At 69.7% G+C, this 22,229-nt stretch carries 20 protein-coding genes and 2 pseudogenes; 4 read left to right on the top strand and 18 right to left on the bottom strand.

What is annotated here, in order from left to right:
* Positions 1-107 precede the first annotated feature (107 nt).
* Complete coding sequence (locus FG385_RS09050; protein ID WP_139096157.1) at positions 108-842, top strand: ANTAR domain-containing protein; 735 nt, start codon at positions 108-110, stop codon at positions 840-842.
* A 100-nt stretch (positions 843-942) separates the two neighbouring features.
* Here the strand turns inward: FG385_RS09050 and FG385_RS09045 are convergent, their stop codons facing one another.
* Entirely contained in the window at positions 943-1,653 is a 711-nt protein-coding gene (locus FG385_RS09045; RefSeq protein WP_139096156.1) for a glycoside hydrolase family 16 protein, read from the bottom strand.
* Between the two features lie 283 nt (positions 1,654-1,936).
* On the opposite strand from FG385_RS09045, the gene FG385_RS09040 reads away from it, so the two are divergent.
* Positions 1,937-4,561, top strand: a complete 2,625-nt coding sequence (locus FG385_RS09040; protein WP_160148755.1) for a LuxR C-terminal-related transcriptional regulator — start codon at positions 1,937-1,939, stop codon at positions 4,559-4,561.
* A gap of 148 nt (positions 4,562-4,709) precedes the next feature.
* Here the strand turns inward: FG385_RS09040 and FG385_RS34760 are convergent, their stop codons facing one another.
* The 3 genes and pseudogenes from FG385_RS34760 to FG385_RS35580 all read right to left on the bottom strand — a co-directional run.
* Complete coding sequence (locus tag FG385_RS34760; RefSeq protein ID WP_235022464.1) at positions 4,710-5,129, bottom strand: thiamine pyrophosphate-dependent enzyme; 420 nt, start codon at positions 5,127-5,129, stop codon at positions 4,710-4,712.
* On the bottom strand, positions 5,126-6,205 hold the full coding sequence (locus tag FG385_RS09035; protein WP_235022470.1) for a thiamine pyrophosphate-binding protein: 1,080 nt from the start codon (positions 6,203-6,205) through the stop codon (positions 5,126-5,128). The genes FG385_RS34760 and FG385_RS09035 overlap by 4 nt, the downstream gene beginning before the upstream one ends.
* Positions 6,206-6,305: 100 nt before the next feature.
* A pseudogene (locus FG385_RS35580) lies at positions 6,306-6,929 on the bottom strand (aldehyde dehydrogenase family protein); the annotation flags it as partial.
* 94 nt (positions 6,930-7,023) lie between these two features.
* Between FG385_RS35580 and FG385_RS09025 the strand changes: the two are divergent.
* A complete protein-coding gene (locus FG385_RS09025) occupies positions 7,024-8,262 on the top strand; it encodes an FAD-dependent monooxygenase (protein ID WP_235022463.1) in 1,239 nt (412 codons plus the stop codon).
* Here the strand turns inward: FG385_RS09025 and FG385_RS09020 are convergent.
* From FG385_RS09020 to iolC, 6 genes are all read right to left on the bottom strand, one after another.
* Positions 8,181-8,720: an alpha-hydroxy acid oxidase gene (locus FG385_RS09020; protein ID WP_235022469.1), complete on the bottom strand. Its 540-nt coding sequence runs from the start codon at positions 8,718-8,720 to the stop codon at positions 8,181-8,183. The genes FG385_RS09025 and FG385_RS09020 overlap by 82 nt on opposite strands.
* 150 nt (positions 8,721-8,870) lie before the next feature.
* The gene (locus FG385_RS09015) at positions 8,871-10,364 is read right to left on the bottom strand and encodes a CoA-acylating methylmalonate-semialdehyde dehydrogenase (RefSeq protein ID WP_139096152.1); all 1,494 of its coding nucleotides are present in this window, start codon (positions 10,362-10,364) and stop codon (positions 8,871-8,873) included.
* Positions 10,365-10,372: 8 nt separating this feature from the next.
* The gene (iolD, locus tag FG385_RS09010) at positions 10,373-12,241 is read right to left on the bottom strand and encodes a 3D-(3,5/4)-trihydroxycyclohexane-1,2-dione acylhydrolase (decyclizing) (RefSeq protein ID WP_139096151.1); all 1,869 of its coding nucleotides are present in this window, start codon (positions 12,239-12,241) and stop codon (positions 10,373-10,375) included.
* Positions 12,238-13,086, bottom strand: a complete 849-nt coding sequence (gene iolB, locus FG385_RS09005; RefSeq protein ID WP_139096150.1) for a 5-deoxy-glucuronate isomerase — start codon at positions 13,084-13,086, stop codon at positions 12,238-12,240. The genes iolD and iolB overlap by 4 nt, the downstream gene beginning before the upstream one ends.
* The gene (locus tag FG385_RS09000) at positions 13,083-13,952 is read right to left on the bottom strand and encodes a Cgl0159 family (beta/alpha)8-fold protein (protein WP_139096149.1); all 870 of its coding nucleotides are present in this window, start codon (positions 13,950-13,952) and stop codon (positions 13,083-13,085) included. Before FG385_RS09000 ends, iolB begins: the two co-directional genes overlap by 4 nt.
* On the bottom strand, positions 13,945-14,892 hold the full coding sequence (gene iolC, locus FG385_RS08995; protein WP_139096193.1) for a 5-dehydro-2-deoxygluconokinase: 948 nt from the start codon (positions 14,890-14,892) through the stop codon (positions 13,945-13,947). The genes FG385_RS09000 and iolC overlap by 8 nt, the downstream gene beginning before the upstream one ends.
* 116 nt (positions 14,893-15,008) lie before the next feature.
* On the opposite strand from iolC, the gene FG385_RS08990 reads away from it, so the two are divergent.
* The gene (locus FG385_RS08990) at positions 15,009-15,764 is read left to right on the top strand and encodes a GntR family transcriptional regulator (RefSeq protein ID WP_200834369.1); all 756 of its coding nucleotides are present in this window, start codon (positions 15,009-15,011) and stop codon (positions 15,762-15,764) included.
* Between the two features lie 55 nt (positions 15,765-15,819).
* On the opposite strand, the gene FG385_RS33835 is transcribed toward FG385_RS08990, so the two are convergent.
* From FG385_RS33835 to FG385_RS08955, 8 genes and pseudogenes are all read right to left on the bottom strand, one after another.
* Entirely contained in the window at positions 15,820-16,257 is a 438-nt protein-coding gene (locus FG385_RS33835; RefSeq protein ID WP_160148754.1) for an MFS transporter, read from the bottom strand.
* A 2-nt stretch (positions 16,258-16,259) separates the two neighbouring features.
* On the bottom strand, positions 16,260-16,454 hold the full coding sequence (locus tag FG385_RS33830; protein ID WP_235022460.1) for a hypothetical protein: 195 nt from the start codon (positions 16,452-16,454) through the stop codon (positions 16,260-16,262).
* A 223-nt stretch (positions 16,455-16,677) separates the two neighbouring features.
* Complete coding sequence (locus FG385_RS08980) at positions 16,678-17,247, bottom strand: cysteine dioxygenase family protein (protein ID WP_139096146.1); 570 nt, start codon at positions 17,245-17,247, stop codon at positions 16,678-16,680.
* A gap of 468 nt (positions 17,248-17,715) precedes the next feature.
* Positions 17,716-17,862, bottom strand: a pseudogene (locus tag FG385_RS34755) (enoyl-CoA hydratase-related protein); the annotation flags it as partial.
* Positions 17,863-17,924: 62 nt separating this feature from the next.
* Positions 17,925-19,445: a class I adenylate-forming enzyme family protein gene (locus FG385_RS08970; RefSeq protein ID WP_139096145.1), complete on the bottom strand. Its 1,521-nt coding sequence runs from the start codon at positions 19,443-19,445 to the stop codon at positions 17,925-17,927.
* Positions 19,442-20,176, bottom strand: coding sequence for a CoA-transferase subunit beta (locus tag FG385_RS08965; RefSeq protein WP_139096144.1), 735 nt, complete (start codon positions 20,174-20,176; stop codon positions 19,442-19,444). Before FG385_RS08965 ends, FG385_RS08970 begins: the two co-directional genes overlap by 4 nt.
* Complete coding sequence (locus FG385_RS08960) at positions 20,173-20,997, bottom strand: CoA transferase (RefSeq protein ID WP_139096143.1); 825 nt, start codon at positions 20,995-20,997, stop codon at positions 20,173-20,175. Before FG385_RS08960 ends, FG385_RS08965 begins: the two co-directional genes overlap by 4 nt.
* The gene (locus FG385_RS08955) at positions 20,994-21,698 is read right to left on the bottom strand and encodes an enoyl-CoA hydratase/isomerase family protein (RefSeq protein ID WP_139096142.1); all 705 of its coding nucleotides are present in this window, start codon (positions 21,696-21,698) and stop codon (positions 20,994-20,996) included. The genes FG385_RS08960 and FG385_RS08955 overlap by 4 nt, the downstream gene beginning before the upstream one ends.
* Positions 21,699-22,229 lie beyond the last annotated feature (531 nt).

Raw genomic sequence — 22,229 nt, 5'->3', positions numbered from 1 at the left:
CGACATCGTGAAAGCCGCACTCACCCTGACCCATTTTGAACATCGAATGATCAAATGAAAGTCGTTGAGATCACGTCACTGTGGACATCGCCGGGAAAGGAACAACCATGCATCGTGAAGTCGAGATAGCCGCGGCCTTCATCGAGCTGTCCAACCTCCACGGTCAGGTATTCGACGAAGCCCGGTACGCTGATTGGCTGGCTCGATTCTCGGCCCGCCTTGTCGACGTCGACGCGTCCGGCGTGTTGCTGACCAGACCGGATGGGACGCTGGCCCCGGCCGCGATCTCCGGCAGCACCGCGCAGGTACCTCAGCTCGTCGAACTGCGGGCGGACGATGGCCCGGGCATCACCTCCTTTCGCACCAGGACACCGGTCGCCGCACCCGATCTGCGCGCCGAAAAGCGCTGGCAGAGCTTCCGTTCCGCCGCGCTGAAAGCCGGCTTCGCCGCGGCGCACGCCATCCCGTTGCTGTCGCACGGCGAAGCAGTCGGCGCGATCACCCTGTTCCGCGAACGCGGCGGCCCGCTGGGCTATGAGGAAGACCGGCTCACCGAGTCGCTCGCGGCCACCGTGAGCGCGTGCCTGCTGTCCAGAAGAGCCGTGGCCAAAGCCGAAAACCTGGCGGGGCAGCTGCAGACGGCGCTGCACACGCGGATCGAGATCGAACAGGCCAAGGGCATTCTCGCCGAGCGGCACGGGGTCTCGGTGAGCTGTGCGTTCGAATGCATGCGTTCCTTCGCCCGCCGCGACCGACGCCGCCTCGCCGAGGTGGCGCGCGCGGTGATCGAAGGCTCCCCCAGCGTCGCCAGGCTGCTCGGGGACACGCAGCCGATCCCATGATGACCGCGGCGTCGGCCAAGCCCGGGGGGAGAGGTCGCTGGTGGCGTTGTGGGTCGCCACCAGCGACCGCCCCTGATCTTCCTGCTGGGGTCTCCTGCCCTCACTGCCGGTACGTGCGGACCCAGTCGACCTCGGCGTTCGCGGCACCGGCGACTCGTCCGACGCGGTCGATCTGCAGGGTCAGGTGCATCGGCCCGGCCGGCACGTGCCGGCGGTAGGTGTGCCACGTGCGACCGTCGACCGAAACCGCGACCGCGTCCCGGGTCCATTCCACCGCGTACGTGTGCCATCCGGTCATGTCGACCCGGTACCGACCCGCCGTGTCCGATGCGTCGCGGCCCGCTCGTGCGTAGTGCAGCCACGACTCGAACGACTGCCGGGCCGGGTCGTAACACTCCATGAAGTCGATCTCGCCGGCCTGCGGCCAGTCACGGTCGTCCTGTGGCCAGAGCAGGAAGACCGGTGCCAGCCCGGGGTCGGCCGGCACCGGGAACCGGGCCCGCACCTCGATTCTCGCGTACACGTGCTGGGTGCGCGCGGCTATCCCGCAGAGACCGGAACGGTCGGCCCGCAACTCCAGCACGCCGTGCGAAACCGAGCAGTGGTCCGCCCGCCACGTCTCGCCCGAGAGCGGGTTGTAGCCGTTATAGACCTCCCACGCGCGTGGCTGGAGCACGCCACCGGCGAACTCCTCGGACTCGGCGAGCACCCACGGCCGGGCGGGCGCCGCCGCCGGCGGGCCGGACGGGGCGAACAGCAGCCCGGCTGCCGCCGTTATCGCGCCGCCGAAACGCACCAGCGCGGATCTCATGCCCTCCCCAACTACCTCGATCGGGAATGAACCGGTAGCCACGGCGGGCCGTATTCCCGTGGCTACCGGACGCCAGGAGGCGTGAGCTCACCTTGGCCGGATGAGCCTGCGGGCGCATCACTCCCAGCAGGTGAGACCGCGCCAGCCCCCACCGCCCTCAAGGGGGAAGATCGATTCGGGTGGCGGTTTCCGCGCACCACAGAATCACTCCACCGAGTGGAATTCCGTGATCAATTCCCGTTCGATATGTAGCAGACCGCGAATATGTCTTAAGTTCGGACAAATGGATCCCGCCAGAATCCTCGAGAGCGGCCGCGCTCTGCCAGCGAAGCTGACCGTACCGCCGGCACCGGAGCGGCACGTGCCCCGGACCAGGCTGCACCGGCTGCTTCGCCGCGGCCCGTTCGCCGGCGATCCCCGCCCGTCGGTGACCCTCGTGTGCGCGCCGGCCGGGTTCGGCAAGACCACCCTGATGGCCTCCTGGACCGCACACCAGCCGCTCCGGCCGCGCCACGATCACCTCGCGTGGCTCACCCTCGACCACACCCACAACGACCCGCTCACCCTGTGGCCGGACATCCTGACCAGCCTGGGCGGCGGCGACGGCCCGTGGCTCACCCCCGGCTCGCCTTCCCCGCACGGCGCCCAGCAGTTCGTGATCGCCGTCGAAGAGACCGCCAGGCGGCGCGGCCGCACCTGCCTCGTACTCGACGACGTGCACAACCTCCACGACCCGGTCGTGCTGCGGCACCTCGATCTGCTGATCCGGTATCAGCCGGAATGCCTCGATCTGGTGCTCTGCAGCAGGACCACGCCGCCGCTCGGGCTGCACCGGCTCTCGGTCGAAGGCCGGATGTGGGAAGTGACCGCCGCGGACCTCGCGTTCGGCCCGGCCCAGGCGGCCGAGGTGTTCGCCTGCCACGGGGTACGGCTCTCCGAAGCGGATCTGCGGCACGTGATGACGAGCACGGAAGGCTGGCCCGAGGGCGTCGCGTTCCTCGCGGAGGCTCTGGCATCGTCGCCTCCCGGAACGGAAATCGAATCCCTGCTCCGGACGGGCAGCCACATGGCCGGCCACCTCATCGCGGAAGTCGTCGCCAAACTGTCCCCGCTCGAGCGGGAAGTCCTCGACGCCATCAGCCCCTGCGAGCACGTGTCGACCGCCCTCGCCACCGCGCTGACCGGCCGGGCCGACGCGGGCGCGGTCCTGGAGCGGTTGGCGCATCGGATACTGCTCGTCACCCAGTGGGGCCCGGCGCTCGACGAGTACCGCTGCCACGGGCTGCTGCAGTCACATCTGCGGAACGACCTGAGCGGACGCGATCCCGCGCACCTGGCGGCCCTGCACCGGCGCGCGGCCGCCTGGTACGCCGGCCACGGGGAACCGGTGGCAGCGCTACAGCACGCCGCCCACGGCCGCGATCCGGACCTCCTGGCACATCTGGTCGACACCCAGGGGCTGTCGCTCGTGCTCGCCGGGCGCGGCACGGCGCTGCTCGAACTCGCGGACACACTGCCCCCGACGGTCACCGCACGCCCGTCCGCGGGCCTCGTCCTGCTGCTGGCCAGCCTCATCGCGGGAGACAAGGCGAGCGCGGAGCGACGGCTGGCCCGGCTGGGCACCGAACCCCACGCGGAGCGGAAGCCCCGCGTGCGCCACCTGAGAACCTGCGTCGACCAGTACCGGGCGCGCCTTTCCGGCAACCTCCCGGTCCGGTCCGGGGAGACCAGCGACTTCCTCCAGGATCCGGATCTGGGCCTGCTCGCCCTGGTCAACCACGCGGCCGCGGAGTTCGCGGTCGGCCAGCACCGCACGGCCGCCAAGGCGCTCAAAAGAGCGCTGGGCCTTGCCACCGGGCACCACTGGCACTACGCGGCCCTGCATTGTCTTGCCCATCTCGCGAGCGTCGCCGCCGTGGACGAGGACTTTCCCAGCGTGCTCGCCGCGGCCGAGCGCGCGCTGCGGTACGCCGACGAGCACGATCTGGCCGGCACCGCCGCGAACTGCCTCGCGCACGCGGTCGCCGGCTGGGCCGGTTACCAGACCCTCGACGAGAACGATGCGAGAAGACATACCGAACGCGCGACCGAACTGCGCCGCGCCAGCAACGACCGCAACGTCTGCCTCGCGGTGCACACCCTCGCCGCCGCGCTCCGGCTCGATGGCTGCCCCACCGACGAGCACACGCTCCGCGCCCTCCGCGAGAAATGGGCAGGCGTCACCCCCGGCGACCCCGTGCCACCCATGCTGGTCGCGATCGCCGCACCGATCGAATATCACGCGGCACTCCGTCTTCACCGGGCCGACTGGGCGGCCGGCACGGAGCACCGGGCCCGGCGCCTGCTCGGGATCAGCGGCGACACCCAGTTGATGCGCGCCCACAGCCTCGCACGCATGAACGACTATCACGAGGCGCGGCGGGTGCTGAAGACCATCACCGCCGAGGACGTCCGGTTCCATCTGGGGCCCAACCGCATTCAAGCCCACCTGATGGCCGCCGTCCTCGCCGGCCGCGAACGCGACACCGTCATCGCCAACAACCACCTCCACACCGCGCTCGAACTCGCGGAGGGCCTGCGTTCCCTGCGGCCGTTCGCGACGGCCGGCCGGCCCATCCGCGACCTGCTCGCCGCCCGCGCCGGAAAGCTGGGGCACCACAACGCTTTCGCCGAGGAGATCCTCGCCAAGACCAAGCCCGCCACCAATGCGACCGAGGACACGTTCACACCGCGCGAGCGCCAGTTGCTGATCGCGCTCGCCACCCCGGCCACGACCCGGGAAATGGCGGACGAGCTCAACGTCTCGGTGAACACCGTGAAGACGCATCTGCGCAGCGCCTACCGCAAACTGGACGCCCGCAGCCGCCGCGAGGCAGTGATGATCGCCCGCCGGAACGGCCTGCTGTGAACGAACGCCCGACCGCGGCCACTGCACGCCGAGATGGCCGATGGCCACCTGTGAGCGGGACGTGGACGTACCCGGCCAGATATCCGTGGTCGGCTTCGACGACAGCCTCGCGCGTAGCCGGGTGCTGATCGCTTGGACAACAGCGATCTCAGCCGTAGGTCGCGTCCGGGGCGACTTCGATGTCCAGCGCGAGTGGGCAGGTCCGTTCCGCGAGCGAAGGCAGGATCTCGTCGAATACCTGGACGAGCTGCGCGTGACTCGTGATCCGCACCGCCGGGCACCCGAGCCCGCTAGCGGTGTCGCAGATCCGGACCTCGGCGAAGCCTGGCCAGGGTGCCTTGCCCAGCCCCGAATGCTCCGGGAGCCGGTCCATGATCGCGTATGCGCCGTTGGCCATGACGACGAACAGCACACCGGCCTGGTAGTGCGACGCGCTCCACAGTCCCTGGATCCCGTACAGGGACGAACCGTCACCGAGCACGGCGACCACCGGGCGCCGCGGCGAGCCGAGCTTCAGGCCGATCGCCGCGGGCAGGCCGAAACCGAGCCCCCCGGCGGCCGCGCTCACGAATCCCCATGGGTCGCGGGCGGGGACGCGGCGGTGCAGTTCCGGCCGGTTGGAGGGTGACTCCTCGACGAGGATGGTGTCGCGGGGAATGCCCGCCGCGAGCAGGTCGAAGACGTGCGCCGGTCGTAACGGCTCGCCCGGTTCCGGCGGCGCGACCGGATGGGGTCGGCCACGCTGCACCGGGGCGGTGTCCCGGGGGCGCACGCGTTCCGCCAGCCGGCGGGCGATCCGGCCGGGGTCGGCGAGCACGGCCACGTCAGCCACGCTGTGGTGCGCCTCGTCCGCGTACTGGGTGACCTGCAGCACCGTGCATCCTCCGGGGCCAGCTCGCCCGGCTCCCACGGGTACTGCCGCAGCACTGGCGCGCCGACGACCAGCAGGACGTCGTGCCCGGCCAGTCCGGCGCGAACACCGGACCACCCGGGCGGGAGGTGACCGGCGAAGAGCCGGTGGTCCTGTGGAAATCCCGCGCGGGCACCGAAAGGTTCCTGCCACACCGGCGAGCCCAGCCGTTCAGCCAGTGCCACCAATGCCGCCCACGACGACTCGTCCGCGGCGCCCGACCCGGCGACGAGCACGGGACTGGCGGCGGCGTCCAGGATCGTTGCCAGGTCGTCGATCTCGTCCGTCATCGACGCGGCCGCCCGCCGGACCTCGAGTGGCGCGGCGCCGCGGAGCGGCTCGGCCGGCCGCAGCCAGTCGTCCATCGGAACCACCACGAGCGCCGGTCCGGCCGCGGTGACGGCTTCGTGGTGCGCTCGCGCGATCGCCGCCGGGACGTCCTGCGCGCGGGCGGGCTGGTTCGTCCACACGGGATACTCGCCGAGCAGCCCGTCGAGGCGGCCAGCCAGGAACGGGTCGTGGGCGAGGTGGCGCCGGTCCTGCTGCCCGACGACGACCACGAGCGGGACCCGGTTGGTGCGCGCGGTCGCCAGTGCGCCCGCGGCGTTGGCCAGACCGGCCGTGGTGTGCAGGTTCACGAACGCGGGGCGTCCGCGCGCCATCGCCCATCCGGTCGCCATGCCGACGACGGACCCTTCGTGCAGGGCGAGCCGGAATTCGAAATCGTCGGGCAGCCCGGTGAGGAAGGAGATCTCCGTCGAGCCCGGGTTGGCGAAGAGGCGCCTTACTGCCCAGTTCCAGGACGACCCGGGTGAGATGCCGTCCCGCCACCTCGGCGATGATCCGCCCGACCCGCGTCGATCCGGTGAAGTTCACCCGTGCCACATCCCGGTGCGCGATCAGGGCCTCCACGATCCCGGACGCGTCCTCCGGGGCGTTGCTGATCAGGTTGACCGCGCCAGCCGGGACTCCCGCCTCGTGCAGCACCTCCACGATCGCCGCCTGCGTGCACGGCGTCTGCGCCGAGGACTTGAGAACCACCGTGTTGCCGTAGACCAGCGGCATCGCGACCGCCCGCACGCCCAGGATCAGCGGCGCGTTCCACGGCGCGATGCCGACCACGACACCGGCGGGCTGCCTGATACCGAGCGCGGTCAGGCCGGGCACATCCGACGGGATCACCTCACCCACCGCCGAGTAGGCCTGCGCCGCGGCTTCGGCCAGCATGCCCCTGGCGACATGCACGTTGAACAGGCACCACGGGCGGGTGGCCCCCATTTCCCGCCCCATCAACGCGGACAGCTCGTCAGCCCGCTCCCCCAGCAGGTCCGCGGCGCGCTGGAGAACCTCCCGCCGCCGCACCGGCGGCAGCTCCGACCACTCGCCCAGTGCCGCCGCGGCCGCGTCGACGGCCCGTCTCGGGACTGCTCGTCGTCGTCCGCCGATGCTACCTGCCATGTTCATAGAATGGCCATGGTCGCCCGCGCGCCCGGCCGGCCCGGCACCATGGTCCCAGTCGAATGCCGGAGGCACCGCGGGAGTGGAGTGCGTAGTGACGGAACCAGCGGGAAACCCGCACATCGCCATCCTCGGCGGCGGAATCGGCGGGCTCGCCGCCGCCGCGTTCCTGCACCGGGCCGGCCTCACCTGCACGGTGTACGAACAAGCAAGTGAGCTGAAGGAGGTCGGTGCGGGTCTCGTGGTGGCACCCAATGCGGCGCGGTTGCTGCGCAGGCTCGGTGTGCTCGACGCCCTCGTCGAACGTGCCGTACGGCTCGACGTCGGCTGGGAGTTCCGCCGCTGGGCGGACGGAACCGTGCTGTCGGCGGAAGATCTCGCCACGGCATGTGAGCGCTTGTATGGCGAGCAGACCTACACGGCACACCGGGCCGATCTGCTCGACGTCCTCGGCAGCGCCGTCCCGGACGGCGTGGTCCGGCTCGGCAAGCGGTGCACCGAACTCGTCATGCGGGGCGAGCGCCCGTCCGTGCGGTTCGAGGACGGCGAAGTGATCGAGGCGGATGTCGTGATCGGCGCGGACGGTGTCCATTCCGTGGTACGCGGCACTTTCACCGAATCTCCGGCCCCGGCATATTCGGGCATCTGCGCCTTTCGTGCCCTGGTACCGGCGGAGCAGGCACCCGCGTTCGCCCGCCGCAACGCGCAGACATTGTGGATCGGCCCCGGTCACCACCTGGTGCACTACCCGATTTCCGCGGGCACGCTGGTGAACCTCGTCGCGTTCGCGCCGGCCGGGGACTATTCCGTCGAATCCTGGACCGCGACCGCGACCGTCGAGGAGTTCCTGGTCGAGTTCGCGGGATGGGATTCCCGGCTCCGCGACCTGATCGAGGCCGCGAACACCCCCGGGCGCTGGGCGCTGCTGGACCGGGCGCCGTTGCGCCGCTGGAGCTACGGCCCGGTGACCCTCCTCGGCGACGCCGCACACCCGATGTTCCCGTTCTTCGCCCAGGGCGCGGCGCAGGCGATCGAGGACGCCGCCGTGCTCGCCCGATGCCTCGCCGGCGACCGCGCCGACCCGGCCAAGGCGCTCCAGCGCTACGAGAAGCTGCGGATCCCGCGCACCACCCGGCTCCAGGAAATCAGCCATGGCCGGTCGCACCTCAACCACCTCCCGGACGGTCCGGAACAACATGCCCGCGACAAGGCTTTCGCCGGCGACGATCCCTTGGTGGCGAACGGCTGGATCTACGAGTACGACCCTGACGCCGCGATGGCCCACTCTCGGGGCGCCCGCACGAACGAGGCGTCGAGGTCCCTCGTCGACTGAGCGCCCACCATGGCGAGGGCGATATCGACCTGATGGCGCAGCATCTCGAGGACGTGCTCGACTCCGGCGACGCCACCGACGGCGAGGCTCAGCAGCTCCGGACCGATCATGACCGCCCGCGCGCCCAGCGCGAGCGCCCGCAGCACATCACTTCCCTGCCGCACGCCGCCGTCGAGATACACCTCGATCCCGCCCGCGACGGCATCCACAATGGACTGCAGTACCGGCAGCGTCGCCGGTGCTCCGTCGAGGGCCAGACCGCCGTGGTTGGACACCACGAGAGCGTCGGCACCGGAATCGACAGCCCGCCGCGCGTCGGCCGGGGTCGCGATCCCCTTGACCACGAGCGGCCCGCCCCAGCGCTCTTTGAGCCAGGCCATGTCGCTCCACAGCGCCGCCTGTTTCAGCCGGGGGCCCAGTGCTTCGTTCGCGGCGGCGAGCCGGGCGCCGTAGCGCAGAAACCGGGCCGTCCACTGTGGACGGCGGATCAGCTCGGGCCCGAACCGGCGCGACCACCGTCACCGGGTTCACCGGCTCCCCCATCCACGCTGGGGCGATCCGCGGCGCGGACGGGACGTCGTATCCCTCGGCAGGGGCGGGACCTCACCTCAGTTCGAGGTCGGAAAATGGAGGGCGGCCGCCGGGTTGGCCGTGCGGGGCCAGCGGGTGGTGACGACTTTGGCGCGGGTGTAGAACTGGACGCCTGCCGGGCCGTGGATGGGGCTGTCGCCGATGAGGGAGTCTTTCCAGCCGCCGAAGGAGTAGTAGGACATGGGGACGGGGATGGGCACGTTGACGCCGATCATGCCCACCTTGACCTCGCGCTGGAACCGGCGTGCGGCTTCGCCGCTGCCGGTGAAGATGGCGGTTCCGTTGCCGTAAGGATTGGTGTTGATGAGAGCGATCGCCTCGTCGAGCGTGTCGACACGGACGACGGCGAGGACGGGGCCGAAGATTTCCTCGCGGTAGGCGTCCATCTCGGTGGTGACATGGTCGAGGAGGGACGGTCCGACGAAGAAGCCGTTCTCGTGCCCCTCGACCTTCAGGGCACGGCCGTCGACCAGGACGGTCGCGCCCTGGTCGGCGCCGGATGTCACGGCGTTGACGACGCGGTCCTTCGCCGCCTGGGTGACGACCGGGCCCATGTCGCTGGTGGCGTCGTCACCGGGGCCGACCTTGACCTCGGTCGCCTTGCGCGCCAAGACTTTCACGAGCCCGTCGGCGGCGTGCCCGACGGCGACCCCGACGGAAATGGCCATGCAGCGCTGACCGGCGGAGCCGAAGGCCGCGGCGGTGAGGTGGTTGGCGGCGAATTCGAGGTCGGCGTCAGGCAGCACGACGGCGTGGTTCTTCGCGCCGCCGAGCGCCTGCACCCGCTTGCCGGCCGCGGTGGCGCGTTCGTGCACGTACTTCGCGATCGGGGTGGAGCCGACGAAGGAGACGGCCGCGATATCGGGGTGGTCGAGGATCGCGTCGACTGCCGTCTTGTCGCCGTTGACGACGTTGAACACACCGTCCGGCAGGCCCGCTTCCGCATACAGCTCGGCGACGAGCCGTGACGCGGACGGGTCGCGCTCGCTGGGCTTGAGGATGAACGTGTTGCCGGTCGCGATGGCGATCGGGTGCATCCACAGCGGCACCATGATCGGGAAGTTGAACGGGGTGATGCCCGCGACGACACCGAGCGGCTGCCGGAAGTCGTGCACGTCGACGTCGCGGGACACCTGGTCGGAGAAGCCGCACTTGAGCGCGTCCGCGATCCCGCACGCGTACTCGACGACCTCGCGGCCACGGACGATCTCGCCGCGCGCGTCGTCGACGACCTTGCCGTGCTCGGCAGAGATGATGCGCGCCAGTTCGTCCTCATGCCTCACGAGCAGCTCACGGAAGGCGAACATGACTCGTGTGCGCTGCGAGAGCGAGGAGTCCCCCCACGCCTCGAAAGCCTTGGCGGCAGCAGCGACCGCGCCGTCCACATCGGACGATTCCGCGAGCAGCACCCGTGCCTGCTCCTCACCGGTCGCGGGGTTGTACACCGGCGCGGTCCGGACGGATCCAGCCGGGGTGGCGGCTCCGCTGATCCAGTGCTCGATGGTTGTCACTGCTGCTCCTAGAGGTAGTGCTTCTGGTTCCGCTTGGCCGCCGAATAGTTCTGATAGGCCGTGCGGGTGGATTCGAGATCGGAGACCTGGCTGACCGGCACGTCCCACCATGCGGAGCCGGGTGGGTTGGGGCCGAACGGATCGGTCTCGACGTGCACCACGGTGGTCGTCGTGTTCGCCTTGGCCTGGACGATCGCCTGCCTGAATTCGTCCACTCCCGCCGCCCGGAGGACCGTGGCGCCGAGGCTTTCCGCGTTGGCGGCCAGATCGACCGGGAGGGTACCGCCGTCCAGTTGCCCCGTTTCCTCGTTGCGGTAGCGGTAGGAGGTGCCGAACCGTTGCGAGCCCAGGGATTCCGACAGCGCGCCGATCGAGGCGAACCCGTGGTTCTGCACCACCACGATGATCACCTTCAGGCCCTCGGCGACCATCGTGACGATCTCCTGCGCCATCATCAGGTACGAGCCGTCCCCCACAAGCACGACGACCTCGCGCTCGGGTGCGGCCAGTTTCGCGCCGACCCCGGCCGCGACCTCGTATCCCATGCACGAGTATGCGTACTCCACGTGGTACGCCTTGGGATCCCTGGCACGCCACAGCATCTGCAGATCACCGGGCATGGAACCGGCCGCGTTGATGACCACGTCGGTGTCGTTCAGGGTCTCGTTCAGCGCGCCCAGGATCTCGGTCTGTGCCGGGAGCGGGTGGCAGCCGAGGTGGAAACATTCGTCGGCCCTGCGGTTCCAGTCGTCGGCCAGCGTCCGCGCCCGTGCGCGGTAGGCGTCGTCGACGTGCCAGCCCGTGAGCGCTTCCCGTAGCGCGGCGATGCCGAGTCTCGCGTCCGCCAGCAGCATCTCGGCCGAGTGTTTGGCGGCGTCAAGGCGAGCGACGTTGAGGTTCACGAACTTCACGTCCGGGTTCGCGAAGACCGTGTGGCTGGCAGTGGTGAAGTCGCTGTAGCGGGTGCCGATACCCAGCACGACGTCCGCGCCCGCGGCCAGCGTGTTCGCCGCCGAGGTGCCGGTGGAGCCGAGGCCACCGACCGCGGCCGGGTGGTCCCATGGGACGGCGCCCTTCCCGGCGTGCGTGTCGGCGACCGGAATGCCGGTGGCTTCGGCGAACGCGCGCAGCTCCTGCTCTGCTTCGGAGTACACGGCGCCGCCACCGGCGACGATCAGGGGCAGCTTCGCGTTCTCGAGCAGGGCGACCGCGCGCTCGATGGCTGGGGCTTCCGGCACTGGGCGGCCCACGCGCCAGACCCGGCGCCGGAAGAAGTCCTCGGGCCAGTCGAAGGCCTCGGCCTGCACGTCCTGCGGCAGGGCGAGGGTGACGGCGCCGGTCTCGACCGGATCGGTCAGCACCCGCATCGCCGCGAACGCGGCCGGGATCAGCTGCTCGGGGCGGGTGATCCGGTCGAAGTACTTCGACACCGGGCGGAACGCGTCGTTCACCGACACGTCACCGCCGCGGGCGTCCTCGAGCTGCTGGAGCACGGGGTCGGGAGCGCGGGTGGCGAACATGTCGCTCGGCAGCAGCAGCACCGGCAGCCGGTTGGTGGTGGCCAGCGCGGCGCCGGTGATCATGTTCGTCGAACCCGGCCCGGTCGAGGCCGTGCATGCGAAGGTCTGCAGGCGGTTGCGCATCTTGGCGAACGCGGCGGCGGCGTGCACCTGGCCCTGCTCGTTACGCGCCAGGTAGTACGGCAGGTGCACCTCGCCGGTGCGGGCCGCCTGCAACAACGCCTGGCCGAGACCCGCGACGTTGCCGTGCCCGAAGATGCCCCACACCCCGGGAACGAGCCGCTGCTCGACGCCGTCGCGCTCCGAGTACTGGTTGGCCAGAAACCGCACGAGGGCCTGGGCGGTGGTGAGTTTCATCGCTTGTGTCCCAACGGGAGCCGGGGGTCGATGTGCTGGGACTGCCAGGTCTGGCGCACCCAGCCGTGGGCAGGGTCGTCGCAGATCAGCCAGGCCCGCTCCTGGCCGGGACCGGCCATCACGTTGAGGTAGTACAGGTCGTAGCCAGGCGCCGCCATCGACGGACCGTGCCAGCCGTGCGGTATCAGCACCACATCGCCGGAGCGGACCTCGGCCAGCACGTCGATCGGCCGCTCGTTCGTGCCGTACACGCGCTGATACCCCATGCCGCCACTCGCGACCTCGAAGTAGTAGATCTCCTCCAGCTCGCTCTCGCCCTCGCGGGCTTCGTCGTGCTTATGCGGCGGATACGAGGACCAGTTCCCGCCCGGCGTCAGCACCTCGCACACGAGCAACTGGTCCGCGTCGAACGTGCGCGGCAGGCAGTAGTTGTGCACCTGGCGGCTGCAGTTTCCGGCACCACGCAGCTCGACCGGCACGTTCTCCGCCGCGCCGTAGCGGGCGGCGAGTTTCTTCCCGGTCCTGGCGCAGGGGAGCGCGAACCGGCCGGTGCCGGTGATCGTGGCCTCGGAACCCGTTGGCAGGTAAGCGAAATCGGTGACGCCATCGAAGACGCCGGTGCGCCCGGCGAGCTGGAAGGTTTCGCCGTCCACGCTCACCGCGCAGCTGCCGGACAGCGGCAGAACCAATGTCTCACTGTCCCCGGTGGACACTGTGCGCGATCCACTCTCGAGGGTGAGAATCCGGAGGCCGGAGAAACCCCAGCCCGCGAACTCCGGCGTGACCACGAGGTCGAACGGTCCCTCGGCGGTGCTGCCCGCCGGTTGGTACAGCTTGTGGTTCATAGCAACCCCACCGCCGTGTCGACTGCCTTCGCGACGTCCCCGTCATGCGGGTACAGCAACGAGCGCCCCACCACCAGGCCCTGCACGGTCGGTAGGGAAAGCGCCTTCTGCCATGCGGCGAACGCCGCGTCAGCGTCCTTGACCTCCCCGCCCAGCAGCACAGCGGGCAGCGTGGCGGACTGCATGACTCGTTCCATGTCCTTGACCACGGGCAGCTTGAGCCAGGTGTAGGCGGACGTCCGGCCCAAGCCGGAGGCGATCGTGATCGACTTGATGACCGCCTCCGGAGACAGGTCGTTGACGACCTCTCCCCCGACCCAGTTCGACAGAAACGGCTCGACCATCGCGATGAGCTTGCGCTCGGCCAGCGCGTTGATCGCCTTTGCGGTGTTCTCCAGCGCCGCCGGGGTGGCCGGGTCGCCGAACGCGATGCGGGTGAGCATCTTGCCGCCGTCGAAACCGGCACGCGCGATCGCTTCCGCGTCGTAACCGGCGAACCGGTCGTCGATCTCGAACGACGAACCGGCCAGGCCGGTGCGGTTCATCGATCCGAACACCGATTTGCCGTCCAGCGCGCCCAGCAGCAGCAGATCGTCGAGCAGGTCGGCGGTCGCCAGCACCCCGGTCACCCCGGGGCGCTCGAGCGCCAGACACAGCCGGTCCAGCAACTCACCGCGGTCAGCCATGGCCAACGGATCGTCGCCCACCTTGTTCGCGCCGCGGGCCGGGTGATCCGCGGCGATGATCATCGTCCGGCCGTTCGGGCCGAACAGCGACTCCGGCCTGACCCGGTTCGCCGCCGCTTCCGCGATCGCCCCCGGATCGGCCACCCGCTTCGCGACGAGTTCGCGCACCTTGTCAGACATTCTGGTTGAGCCTCTCCAGTACTTGCTCCTCGGTCGGCATCGCATCCGAACACGCCAGTTCACCGGCGACATGCGCGCCGGCGGCGTTCGCGAACCGGATGACCTGCTCGGTGTCCCAGCCCGAGAGCAGGCCGTGACACAGCGCGCCGCCGAACGCGTCACCCGCGCCCAGCCCGTTGACCACTTCGACCGGCAACGGCGGCACCTCCACCTCCCCGGAATCGTCCACCGCGAGCACGCCCCTCGGGCCCTGTTTGATCACGGCCAGCGAGATTCCCCTGTCCCGCAATGCCTTCGCCGCGTCCCGCGGCTCTCGCGTCGCGACCGCCGTCTCCGCCTCGTCCAGGTTGCCGACGGCGATGGTGACGTGGTCAAGGGCCCTGCTCACCCACTCGTGCGCCTGCTCACGGGACTCCCAGAACATCGGGCGGTAGTCAAGGTCCAGTACCGTGATCGCCTTGCGACCACGGGCCTCCAGCGCGTCGAGGGTGGTCGAGCGGCTCGGCTCCTGACACAGCCCGGTGGCCGTGACCCAGAAGATCTTCGTCGCGCGGACCGCGTCAAGGTCCACATCGGATGGATGGAGGTCGAGATCCGGCGCCTGCGGGAAACGGTAGAAATACAGCGGAAAATCATCCGGCGGGAAGATCTCACAGAAGGTCACCGGTGTCGGCAGATGCGCGCTCACGCCCACGAAGCGGTCATCCACCCCGTAGGACTGCAGCGCCCGGTGAACGAACCTGCCGAACGGATCGGCACCGGTCTTGGTGACCACCGCGGACCGCCGGCCGTACCGCGCCGCCGCGACGGCCACGTTCGTGGCAGTGCCGCCGAGATACTTGCCGAACGAGGTGACGTCTTCGAGCCCGGCACCCGTCTGCAGCGGGTAGATGTCGACCCCGACCCGGCCCATGGTCACAAGATCGAACTGTGGGGTGATGGTGCTCGCCGCCTTCCTCGTTGTTCCGGGGTACAGCACAAGCCTGCCACGTTTCGGTCATATGTCAAGACATACGGACATTATGTCAATAAGGTGTACGCGATATACTGAGGCCGATGGACATCACGTGGAATGCAGCGGACATCACGCTGGACTCGGCGAGCCCTGAGCCCCTGTACTTCCAGGTCGCCCGGCAGCTGCGCGCCGCGATCGAGGACGGCAGGCTGCCTTCGGGCGCCCGGCTGGACAACGAGATCGACCTCGCGGCACACCTGCGGCTGTCGCGGCCGACGATCCGGCAGGCCATCCAGACGCTGGTCCACCAGGGGCTGCTCGTGCGCAAGCGCGGCGTCGGCACTCAGGTGGTGCGTACGAAGGTCGCGCGGCCGTTGCGATTGAGCAGCCTGTTCGACGACCTCGCGGCCCTCGACGGCAAACCCGAGTCGATCGTCCTCCTCAATCGCGTGGAACCCGCGCCCGCCGACGCGATCGAGCTGCTCGAGGCGCCGACCCTGACTCATCTGCGGCGGCTGAAACGAGTGCGGTTGACCGGGGGCGAGCCGCTGGCAGTGATGAACAACTACCTGCCGGACGGCGTCATCGCCCCTTCCGACGACGAGCTGCGCACCAAGGGTCTGTACCAGTTGCTGCGGTCGGCGGGGGTACGGATGCACGCCGCGCAGCAGACCATCGGTGCGCGGCTGGCTACCGGTGAGGACGCCGACCTGCTCCACGAAGAACCGGGCGCGCCGTTGTTGACCATGCAGCGCACCACGTACGACGAGACTGGCCGGGTCGTCGAGTACGGGTGGCACGCCTACCGCGCCACCAGGTACTCGTTCAACCTGTCCTTGACCGCCGGCGCGCCATAACCCGCAGCACGACACTTTCCCGTGCAGCGATCGGGCATGATCGTGGTGCCTGTCCTCACGCGATCGCGCCGGCCGATGGGGCGGTGTCACGCCGTCGCCACATCACGGCGATCGCGATCAACCCGATCACACACGTCGTCGCCACGAAGTAGTACGGCGCGCGCAGGTCGGACGTCGCCCGCACGAGCCAGGTGGCGATGTAGGGCGCGGTGCCGCCGGCGATGACGACGGAGACGTTCGTCGCGAGCGCGGTCCCGGTGTAGCGGAGCGCGTCCGGGAACAGGGCAGGGGTGACCGTGAACAACCCGACCTGCAGGAACGCCATGTTCACCATGATCAGCACGTAGCCGAGCGCGGCGATCCCGATGTTCCCGACGTCCATCAGCACGAAGGCGGGATAGGTGATCACGGCGTACCCGACGAGGCCGGCGGCCGCGACCTTGATCGGGCCGACGCGGTCGGCGACGCGTCCGGTCAGCGGCGTCAACGCCACGGCTACCAGGTGACCCCGGCGGTGATCCAGTACACCGGCGACTTCGGGTAGTGCAAGTCGGTCACCAGGTAGATGCTGATGAACGTGGAGCCGATGTACGCGGCGCCCTGTACCCCGATGCCGAGCGCGGTCGTCTTCAGCGGCGCGCCGGGGTAGCCCCATCCGGCAAGGTGTTGCGCGGTCAGCAGGCCGGACACCACGCCGACGACACCTCGGCGACCGCGTCACAGCCCGTGTCGAACGGCAAACGCTCGACATCGTCGGCGCGCTGTTGTTCGTCTGCCATCGCCCGCGTGACGACACCGTCACGACGTCGTTGTATCTCGACGCCACGGGAAGACGCTCAGCTCGGCGATACTCGAACTCAGCCTCGAGATCCCACCTAGCCCGCCCGATCCGGCATGATCGAAGCCGGTCGGCTCACCCCCAGTGGGAGACGAACCAGGACTGGTGTCCGGTCGTGGGTTCGTAGGAGCGTCTCGGGAGCGTTCCGATGTCCGCGCCGTAGACATGGATCCCGACGCACGGTATATCGCTGCCGCACGCCACCTGATGCACGTCGTCTTCCGTGGTGCAACAGACGGTCACCTCGCCGGGCCCCCAGTCGGCCTCGGTGCGGACGGCCAGCGGCTCGTCCTCCCTGACCGGCTTGACGTAGCCGACCTCACGCTCGACTCCGGAGTGGATGCCGACGACGCCCCAAGTCTCGTGCCCGTGAACCGGCGTGCTCTGCCCGACGTCCCAGACCGCGCAGGCGATCGAGAACGCGCCGCCGGGATCTACGTGCAGCGGCCTCATGACGTACCGTTCGGCGCGCGGAGCGGTTATCGAGCCGGGCAGCTGGAGACCGACGGCGAGCAGGCGACGCAGGCGCGCCGCGACCTGTTCGGTGACGTCCTCTTCACTGCCTCCCGCCGAGACGACGGTCCCGACGTCCGCGATGAAGGCATCCAGGTCGTCGTCGCGTGCGCCCTGGGCATTGGAGGTCATGTCGCTCCTCGTGGTCCGAGCCGGATTCCTGGGGATCAGTCGTCCTCGCTGAAACAGCGCATTGCGGTGAAGCCGTGCGTGTAGGCCGCGCCGGCGCGCAAGGCGATAGGCCCGGACCGGTGCGATTCGCAGCTGGGTAGGTCTATCCGTCGAGCCGGCGGTGGTTGCCGGGCCGCCGCGAGACCGGTTCGGGACCGGGGCGTTGGGCGTGGGGTGGTCGCATCCACACGCGGCCACAAAGGACATTCGCCGCCCGGGGCTGGAGGCCACAACGATCCGGCGACGGCTACGCCACGATCCAACACGGCGCGGCTTACCGCCCCTGCCACACCGGGGTGCGCTTGGCGAGGAAGGCCTGCGCCCTCCTGCGCGTCGCACGTGATCGCGTTGGTGGCCATGACCTTCGTTCATCTCGGTGTAGGCGGCGGGCTGCGGCAGGTCGATCCGCCGGTAGAAGGCGTGCCTGCCCATGCGTAAGGTGAGCGGACTCGCCGCCGCGACGTAATCCGCAAGTTCCATGGCGCGGTCCGGAAGCCGCTCGGCCGGAACCACCTCGTTGATCAAGCCCCAGTCGGCCGCTGTCGCCGCGTCGATCCCCTCGCCTGTCAGTAACATCTGCAGGGCGCGTTTGCGGCCGATGGCCCGGCTGACCGCGACGCCGGATTCGCTAGACTCGTTCAGCTTCGCGGTGAACTCCCACCTGACAGCGAGCGACAGCTGGTTCCGCCGTTCTCCGCCGTCCCTTGCCCACCAAGAGGTCGTACACCTCGTTTGAGCGCTTTCTTGTCCACCTTGCCCACTGCGTTCACCGGGAGCGCATCGACGAAGTGGACTTCCTCGGGTGCGTGGATCCTGCTCAACGCCGTTCGCACGTGCTCTCGCAGCCTTTCGGGCGGGACGGCCGACTCCGCAGGCACGACGAACGCCACGGGCACTTCGCCGAGGTCGTGGTGCGGGACGCCGATCACCGCGGCCTCGGCGACATCGGGATGGGCGGTGAGCACGGACTCGATCTCGTGGGGCGAGAGGTTCTCGCCGCCACGGATGATCACGTCCTTGAGGCGCCCGGTGACCGAGAGATAGCCGTCGGCGTCGAGAGTGCCGAGGTCGCCGGTGTGGAGAAGGCCGTCGCGGACGGGGCCCGTGGTCTCGCCGACGTAGCCGTTCATCACCGTCGGGCCGCCGATACAGATCTCCCCTTCGCTGCCGGGCGCGACGTCCTGGCCGGTCCCGGGGTCGAGGATGCGGACGATCTGCCCCGGCAACACCGTGCCCACGGTGCCTCGCCGTATTGCGCCGGGTGGGTTCATCGCCGAGGTACAGGTGGCCTCCGACAGCCCGTAGGACTGGACGAGCGGGACGCCGAACGCGGCCTCGATCTGGTCGTGCTGTGCGACGGTCAGGGGTGCCGAGCCGCATCGGAGCAGGCGCAACGAAGGGCGTGTGCGGTGGGCCCGCAGGTGCGGCAGGATCCGGAGGTACATCGTCGGGACGCCGGTGATGATCGTCGGCTGGAACCGGGTGATCTGGTCTTCGACCTCGGTGGCCCGGAACTTCGGCACGAGCGCGATACTCGCCCCGGCCAGCAGCGGCGCGAGGATCTGGTTGTTGATGCCGTTGGTGTGGTGCAGCGGCATCAGGTGCAACAGCCGGTCGTCCGGGGTGAGGCCGGTATGGGCGAGGACACCCCGTGCGTGCGCGAGCAGGTTGGCGCGAGCGAGTCTGATCGCCTTCGGCGCGCCGGTGCTGCCGGAGGTGAACAACATGAGCGCCGGCGCCGACGCGTCCGCCCACGGCAACTCCTCCGCCACGCCACCGAGAACGTCGTCGAGCGGCAGAACCGCGACGCCCGGTTGCGCACGGAGACCGGTGAGGCGGTCGCCATCCGCAAGAACGTGGGTAATGTCGAACCGCCCCGCCCGCTCGGCCACCGAGGCCGCGGCGAGGCCGGGTTCGAGCACGCACGCGCAATGACCGGCCCGAAGGACGGCCAGCATCGCCACGATCAGGGGCGTGCCTTTGTCCGCACTGATACCGAGCGTGGACCCCGAGGGCAGGCGCGCCAGGACCGCGGCCGCCGCCCCGACGCGGTCGGCGAGATCGCGGTAGGTCACCGATTCGCGATCGGTCAGCAACGCCGTGCGGCCGCGAGAAGCATGTTTTTCCAGCGCCGCCATGAGTTCATGGTCGATACTCATCGCAGCGCCACCCGGGCATCGGACTCGAACACACCTTTCGGGTCCAATGTAGACAGCGCGGCGGCCTCCGCGGCGGTCGGCGGCGGGGTGGGGCCCGCGTCCTCGTGCAGGACCAGTTCGAAGGCCGTGCGCTCGCGCACTTCGTCGAGGTCCACGTCGGGATGCCAGGAGGTGAGGCGTAACCGCTCGCCGTCATGGACGAAGACGGCGATGGGGGTGACCACGCCGTGCATGCCACCGGCGGCGGTGCGGAAGTCGAGCCGTTCGACCATCGTCCGGCGGGAGTGCTCGGTACGCCATGTGCAGCAGCGCCGCGCGGTGGGCAGCATGACCGCACCACCGCCCCCTCCCGGCAGCCGCACCTTGGGCTCGTGCCAGTCGCCGATGCACGAAACGTTGGTGTCACCGCGGCCGTCGATCTGCGCGGCGCCGAGGAAGCACAGGTCCATCCCACCCCGGGTGCACAGGTCGTAGAAGTCCTCGTTGGCGAAGATCGACCGGCTGTGTTCGGCGAGCACCGGGTCGGAGCTGGAGATCGGCACGGACGATGGCCGCGGGTCGACGCCGCCGGCGACGTTGATGTAGGTGAAGGGAAAGTCGTAGGCCCGCTTGGCCAGCAGGCACGCGAGCATCGGGAGCGTCGAGTTGACGCCGCTGAACGTGACCTCATGCGGCCGCACGAAGCGGGCGAGATTCGTGACGAGATAAGAGAAAGGCGTCCAGCTGGTCATCGGCTCACCTCCGGCGCGGCCGCGAGGTGGTCGTCGAGGGTGTGCTCGTCCGTGTCGAGATAGGCCGATACGGAGTCGTAGTCGACGCCGTAGTCCGGCCAGCACGAACCCGGCCACGCGCCGCGCGGCACGATGGACACGGCGTCGACCAGGAAGCCCGGCACGAGCGTCAGCTCCGGCCGGGCTTCGAACTCGCTCGCGTCGGCCAGGCGTTCGGCGACCACCAGCACCTTCCGGGCGGCGCGGGTCATGATGCGATCCCAATGTGTAGTGCCGAAAACGCGGGCGTCGCCCTCGGCGGTGGCTTCGTTCGCCTGGATCACGGCGACGTCGGGGCGGACGGCGGGGATCGCGTAGACAGCTTCGCCGGAGCCGTACGGGTCGTCGATCTTCGCCCAGCCGTTCAGCTCGGCGAGGTCCGAGCCGTGCACGCCGCCGACCGGCTGGAACGGCACACCGAATGCCGCGGCGCGCAGGCCCGCGGTGAGCGTCGCGCACGCGTGCTCTTCCAGCTCCAGCGCGTGTGTCTCGACCGCACGCCGGTACCACGGGGCGAGGCCGAAGTTACCCTCCAGCGCCACGATCCCCGTGCGTGCCCGCTTGACGACGCCGGCACGGCACAGCAGATCGATGTCGTAGCCGGGCGACTGCTTCACGATTTCCAGACCGGTGCGGCCCGCCCGGATCAGCTCCCGTACCAGGGCGAACGGCCCGCGGTGCAAGAAGCTCCCGCCGAGCGCGACCGAGTCACCGTCGTGGATACGGGCGGCCAGCTCGCTCAGCGCGACGACCTTCGTCGCGGGGTTTTCCTTGCTGTTCACCGTTTTCCTCCTCCGACGTACTGGCTGATCCGGTCCCGCAGCCCGGGTTGCGCGGCCGTGCGCACGAGATGTGCCATGTCTTCGTCCGGCCGCGCATCCGCGAGAGCGCGGTGGAATACCGCGCGTGCGGTGGAGGTGATCCCACCGGCTTCCGCTTCGACGGTTTTCACCACCTCGCTCCACTCCGGAGTGTCCGCGATGGCCGTGATCAGGCCGGTGCGCTCGGCCTCGGCGGCGTCGAGCGTCCGGCCACCGGCTTGGATGGCGCGGGCGGTGTCGGCACCGACCCGCCCGGCCAGGCGCCGGGTGCCGAGCACGATGCCGAATGCGAGGCCCGGAAAACGAAACCGGGTCCCGGGCGCGGCGACCCGGTGGCTGCACGCACACACCAGGTCCGCGCCGGCACCGAACACGCGGCCGTGTGCCAGTGCGAGTGTGGCGAAGGGCGCCGTGTGCACGGCCTGCAGCAACTGCTCGATACGCACGAAGCGGTGCAGCAGGTCGCCGTCGGACTGCCCCTCCAGCCCACCGAGATCGAAGCCCGCACTGAAGCCCTGGCCTTCGCCGCGAAGCACGACCAGATCGGTGGATTCCCCTTGCGCAGCAGTGATTTCGGTGAGAAGAGCAGCCACCAGCTCCTCGTTGAGCGCGTTGCGCTTGTCAAGGGGACTGTTGGGCCCTACGGCCGATGGCGCCGGCAGAGCAGGCGGGGGCGGAGCGCCACCGAAACCGGCGCCGAACGGGAGACCCCCCCCGTAAGCGGTGCGCTGCCGCTTTGTCGGCAGACATCTGCGTCCATATGTTCGTCAGGGCAAGGCTTACGCTAACTGAGTGCGCGGTCCTCAGCTTCGACACGATCGACGTTACGCAGATCCGTGTGCGCGGCCGGGTTCCTGATATGGACCTCCAGGACGGCCGAGCTGGTGATCGTCTTGTTGGACTTCCGCGCCGGCCAGGTGGTGCGGCACCCACAACTGTTCGGGCACCAGGTGGTTGACCACATCCCGGACCGTCCACTCGAGAGCGTCTCGGTGCGTCCCAGTGTTCGTCCCTGATCCGGTGAGCCATCTCATCGAACTCGCGCATGGCCTTGTCGTGGACATCCAGAAGCCCGCAAGCTCCGATTGCACGCCGAGGAGGGGCGGCGTCCACAGCCTTTCGACCTGTTCCCTGCGCCCACCGGACTGACGTGAGGTCGCGTGCCCGGTCGTGCGGGCACGCGACCTCTGGGC

This window comes from Amycolatopsis alkalitolerans (assembly GCF_006152065.1).
GTDB classification, from domain to species: domain Bacteria; phylum Actinomycetota; class Actinomycetes; order Mycobacteriales; family Pseudonocardiaceae; genus Amycolatopsis_E; species Amycolatopsis_E alkalitolerans.
This window is presented reverse-complemented; position numbering and strand designations above follow the sequence as displayed.

What these genes read in the sequence shown, in the direction of transcription:
- FG385_RS09050 (WP_139096157.1), top strand. Translation starts at nt 108, where the DNA reads ATGCATCGTGAAGTCGAGATAGCCGCGGCCTTCATCGAGCTGTCCAAC.
- FG385_RS09045 (WP_139096156.1), bottom strand. Translation starts at nt 1,653, where the DNA reads ATGAGATCCGCGCTGGTGCGTTTCGGCGGCGCGATAACGGCGGCAGCC.
- FG385_RS09040 (WP_160148755.1), top strand. Translation starts at nt 1,937, where the DNA reads ATGGATCCCGCCAGAATCCTCGAGAGCGGCCGCGCTCTGCCAGCGAAG.
- iolD (WP_139096151.1), bottom strand. Translation starts at nt 12,241, where the DNA reads ATGAAACTCACCACCGCCCAGGCCCTCGTGCGGTTTCTGGCCAACCAG.
- iolB (WP_139096150.1), bottom strand. Translation starts at nt 13,086, where the DNA reads ATGAACCACAAGCTGTACCAACCGGCGGGCAGCACCGCCGAGGGACCG.
- FG385_RS09000 (WP_139096149.1), bottom strand. Translation starts at nt 13,952, where the DNA reads ATGTCTGACAAGGTGCGCGAACTCGTCGCGAAGCGGGTGGCCGATCCG.
- FG385_RS08990 (WP_200834369.1), top strand. Translation starts at nt 15,009, where the DNA reads ATGGACATCACGTGGAATGCAGCGGACATCACGCTGGACTCGGCGAGC.
- FG385_RS08980 (WP_139096146.1), bottom strand. Translation starts at nt 17,247, where the DNA reads ATGACCTCCAATGCCCAGGGCGCACGCGACGACGACCTGGATGCCTTC.
- FG385_RS08970 (WP_139096145.1), bottom strand. Translation starts at nt 19,445, where the DNA reads ATGAGTATCGACCATGAACTCATGGCGGCGCTGGAAAAACATGCTTCT.
- FG385_RS08965 (WP_139096144.1), bottom strand. Translation starts at nt 20,176, where the DNA reads ATGACCAGCTGGACGCCTTTCTCTTATCTCGTCACGAATCTCGCCCGC.